Consider the following 3920-nt stretch of genomic DNA (forward strand, 5'->3'; position numbering starts at 1 on the left):
AAGAGAGCATCTTGCAGCAGGCAGCTACTTCTATGCTGGCTCAGGCAAATCAGTCAAATCAGGGAGTACTTTCTCTGTTACAGTAATCTCGGTTGGTTTGATGACTGCGTAAAGCAGTATCATAATGAATTGTACGAAAAGGGAGAGACCACTTGGTCTCTCTCTTTTTTTGTAGAAATCTAGTTTGCATTGTGATAAAATAAGACCATAGATTGTGAACTGCTACAAAGAAAAAGGTGTGTGCAATGAGGAAGCAAAAAAAAGACTGTTTCAGATGGCTGAGCAGAAAGAGCGTATTTTTGTGATTGGTTCTCCGGATATTGATATTATGTTAAGTGATACCCTTCCGTCTTTGCAGCAAGCATATGAAAAGTATGAAGTGGAGTTTGATTCTTATTCCATTTTTATGTATCATCCGGTGACGACTGAAGTCAGAGAATTACCGGAGCACATCAAAGAAGTAGTTGATGCCTTACTTGCATCGGAGAAAAACTATATTGTGGTATATCCGAACAATGACAATGGAACGGAAATCATTTTAAATGAAATCGGGCGGCTGTACGGGAATAAGAGATTTCGTGTTTTTCCGTCCATTCGTTTTGAATATTTTCTGACTTTTTTGAAAAATGCCGATGCGATTATTGGAAACTCCAGTGCAGGAATACGGGAAAGCGGTATTTATGGAATTCCTGCTATTGATATCGGCAGCAGACAAAAGGGCAGATACGATGAAAAGATGTTAAAAAATATCCAGCATGCCAGAGAGGACAAAGCGGATATTTTAGATAAATTACAAAATATTTCATCCCACCGGATTCCATCAAGTGGATTTGGTGTGGGAAATAGTACCGAGTTGTTTTTTTGAAGTGTTAAAACAAGAGGATATCTGGAATTTGGATATCCAGAAGATTTTTGTGGACATACGGGGGTTGAAAAGATGAAAAAAACATTTTGCATTGGAGATATTTGCGTTGGAGATGACAAGCGTGCACTTGTGATTCCGGAGATTGGAATTAATCATGAGGGCAGTCTTTTGGTGGCGAAAGAAATGGTGTCGGCAGCATACCGTGCCGGCGCACGGCTGATTAAACACCAGACCCATGTGGTAGAAGATGAGATGTGTCAGGTGGCAAAGCAGGTCATTCCGGGAAACTCTTCGGATTCGATTTATGACATTATGGCGCGTTGTGCGCTGAGTGAAGAAGACGAAAAAGAGTTAAAGGAATATACCGAGAGTCTTGGCATGGAATTTCTTAGTACACCATTTTCCAGAGCAGCGGCGGAGCGGTTAGAGAGAATGGGTGTAAAAGCTTATAAGATTGGTTCCGGTGAGTTAAATAATTATCCACTTGTGGAGCATATTGCCGAGTATGGAAAGCCGATGATTGTTTCAACCGGAATGAACGATATTAAAAGTGTGGCAAAAGCAGTGAATATTATGGAGAAGTATGGCGTTCCGTATGCGCTGATGCACACGACAAATTTGTACCCGACCAAACCGGAGTGGGTTCGTCTCGGTGCGATGCAGGAGATGATGAGAGAGTTCCCGGATGTGCCGATTGGATTATCTGACCACACACTAAATAACAATGCGTGTATTGCGGCACTTGCACTTGGTGCAGATTTGGTAGAGCGCCACTTTACGGATGAAATGGCAAGAAGTGGACCGGACATAATATGCTCGATGGATGAGGCTGCTTGTGAGGAACTGATTCAGGCGGCAATTGAAGTTCCTATGATGCGCGGCGGAACGAAAGGGGCGCTGCCGGAGGAGCAGGTCACGATTGATTTTGCTTTTGCTACGGTGGTTACGATTGAACCGGTCAAAAAAGGTGAGGTTTTCACAAAAGAAAATATTTGGGTAAAACGTCCGGGAACAGGTGAGATTTTAGCAAAAGATTTTACAAAAATACTTGGGAAAAAAGCGGTGGAGGATATTGCCGCGGATACGCAGTTGAAAAATGATATGGTAGAGTAAAGGAGACGAGGAATTATGATTTTGGCAGTGATTCCGGCAAGAGGTGGAAGTACCATCCGCAGACAGGATATGAAAGAAATTTACTGGGTAAATGGTGCAGTGTATGTAAATTGTGTAGCAGACTTGACAAAGGATACCAGTTTTAATGACAATCCGGTTGGTTATGTGATGCCTGTGGAGCGCAGCATTGATATTGATGAGGAGAGTGATTTTTTGCTGGCAGAACATTTTATGCCGATACCGACGATGTTTGAATTGTAAGGAGATATAGGAGGAGACTTTATGAGCGAACTGCAGATTGGAAAAAAGAAGATAGGAAACGGCTACCCGGTTTATATTATTGCCGAGGGCTGTGATAATCATATGGGTGATGTGGAAGTGGCAAAGGAAATGTGTCGTCAGGCGAAACTTGCTGGGGCTGACTGTATTAAATTCCAGCATCATCTGCCGGATGAAGAAATGCTTTCGGATGCCGGGATCGCAGGAAAAAACAATATTCCGCTGTATGAGTTTTTGAAGCAGCATGCACTTACACTGAAGCAGCACCGGGAGTTGATGGAATACTGCAAAAAGATTGGTATTCAATATCTTTGCACGCCATTTAGCTTGAAAGCAGCGTATGAGCTGGATGCAATGGGAGTCGATGCCTTTAAGATTGGATCCGGCGAGATGACAGATATTCCGACTCTGGTACGGATTGCGAGACTTGGTAAGCCAATGATTGTATCTACCGGTATGAGTACAATTGAAGAAATTCGGCGAACTTACGATGTATTGAAGCAGGCGGGCGTTCCCCTTGCATTTACGAACTGTATTTCCGAATATCCGCCAAAGTATGAGGATATTAACCTTAAATTTATCCTTCAGATGGAAAAGCATTTTCCGGATGCAATTATTGGGCATTCCGACCACACACCGGATTTGTATACGAGTTTTGGCGCTGTGACGTTGGGGGCACGTGTTATTGAGAAACATGTGATTTTGGATAAACGGACACCGGGGCCGGACCAATCGGTATCAATTGATTTTCAAGAACTTCATCAATTAGTAGACGGTATCCGCAAATTGGAAGAGGCTCTTGGTTCTGTCAAAAAAGTGCACCCGGGAGAGGAAGAAACGCGTTCGTGGGCTTTTCGCAGTCTGGTTACGAAACGACCGATTAAAAAGGGTCAGCGGATTGAAGAAGATATGATTTGGTCGAAGCGTCCGGGTACCGGAATTCCGGCATACCGCATGAAGGAAATTATTGGTAAATACGCGGCAACGGATATTGATGAGAATGTGCTGCTAAAGGAAGATGATTTTTGTTAGCAGGTGGATTGGCTTACACCAGCCAGATGCCATAGGATATAATGATGCTTGTTGTGACACACTAAAGGAAAAGAGATATATAGCCGATAATAAATATTCCATATGAGAGTATGCCACGGATGCCTTTCGCCAGTCGATAATAGCAGAAGAATACTTTTGCCTTTACAGGATCTGCTTTTTACAACGGAAGTATTCCTCGATCTTCCATCGCGAAAAATAGGTTCTTGCCACTTTGAGCACATCCTTTTTGGACTTGATTTCTTTATTTGTGGCAAGCATCATGGGATGTTCTGTGATGCCATAAACCAGTACCAGATAAATATCTTTTCTGGAAGCTGTAATCTGGACTTTGACATGGGAAATGTAAGCCTCGTGATTTTTCCCCTTATAAAATACATTGGTTTTAATTTTCCCTTTGCGACGGTTGCGCAGTTCCGTAGCAAATGTCCATTTATTGTGATAAAGAAGCTTGCTTTTTCAAAAAGAGCCGAACCTCGTTCATAGCTTCAAAAGTAACGGTATTGGTGGATTTATAACCCTTTTCAGCTGAAGAATGTACTTTTGAAAAGATACTGACCGGATGATTGCCGGTAGTAAGGACACAGGCTTCTGTTACATGGTAGCCTTTTTT

5 protein-coding genes and 1 pseudogene are annotated in these 3920 nt (G+C 42.6%); 5 read left to right on the forward strand and 1 reads right to left on the reverse strand.

Annotated features, from left to right (window positions below; all coding sequences use genetic code 11):
* Positions 1-11: 11 nt before the first annotated feature.
* From DW019_RS13285 to DW019_RS13305, 5 genes are all read left to right on the forward strand, one after another.
* Positions 12-86: a hypothetical protein gene (locus tag DW019_RS13285; protein ID WP_279217665.1), complete on the forward strand. Its 75-nt coding sequence runs from the start codon at positions 12-14 to the stop codon at positions 84-86.
* A 128-nt stretch (positions 87-214) separates the two neighbouring features.
* Entirely contained in the window at positions 215-865 is a 651-nt protein-coding gene (locus DW019_RS13290; RefSeq protein ID WP_182431147.1) for a UDP-N-acetylglucosamine 2-epimerase, read from the forward strand.
* Between the two features lie 72 nt (positions 866-937).
* On the forward strand, positions 938-1978 hold the full coding sequence (locus tag DW019_RS13295) for an N-acetylneuraminate synthase family protein (protein ID WP_118443886.1): 1041 nt from the start codon (positions 938-940) through the stop codon (positions 1976-1978).
* A 15-nt stretch (positions 1979-1993) separates the two neighbouring features.
* Complete coding sequence (locus DW019_RS13300; RefSeq protein WP_118443888.1) at positions 1994-2239, forward strand: hypothetical protein; 246 nt, start codon at positions 1994-1996, stop codon at positions 2237-2239.
* 21 nt (positions 2240-2260) lie between these two features.
* The gene (locus DW019_RS13305) at positions 2261-3289 is read left to right on the forward strand and encodes an N-acetylneuraminate synthase family protein (RefSeq protein WP_118443890.1); all 1029 of its coding nucleotides are present in this window, start codon (positions 2261-2263) and stop codon (positions 3287-3289) included.
* Positions 3290-3740: 451 nt separating this feature from the next.
* Here the strand turns inward: DW019_RS13305 and DW019_RS15590 are convergent.
* Positions 3741-3920, reverse strand: a pseudogene (locus DW019_RS15590) (hypothetical protein); the annotation flags it as partial.

The organism is Clostridium sp. AF37-5 (assembly GCF_003477605.1).
Taxonomy (GTDB): domain Bacteria; phylum Bacillota; class Clostridia; order Lachnospirales; family Lachnospiraceae; genus Eubacterium_F.

Excerpts from the sequence above, each read along its gene's own strand:
- DW019_RS13295 (WP_118443886.1), top strand. The coding sequence starts at position 938 with ATGAAAAAAACATTTTGCATTGGAGATATTTGCGTTGGAGATGACAAG.
- DW019_RS13300 (WP_118443888.1), top strand. The coding sequence starts at position 1,994 with ATGATTTTGGCAGTGATTCCGGCAAGAGGTGGAAGTACCATCCGCAGA.
- DW019_RS13305 (WP_118443890.1), top strand. The coding sequence starts at position 2,261 with ATGAGCGAACTGCAGATTGGAAAAAAGAAGATAGGAAACGGCTACCCG.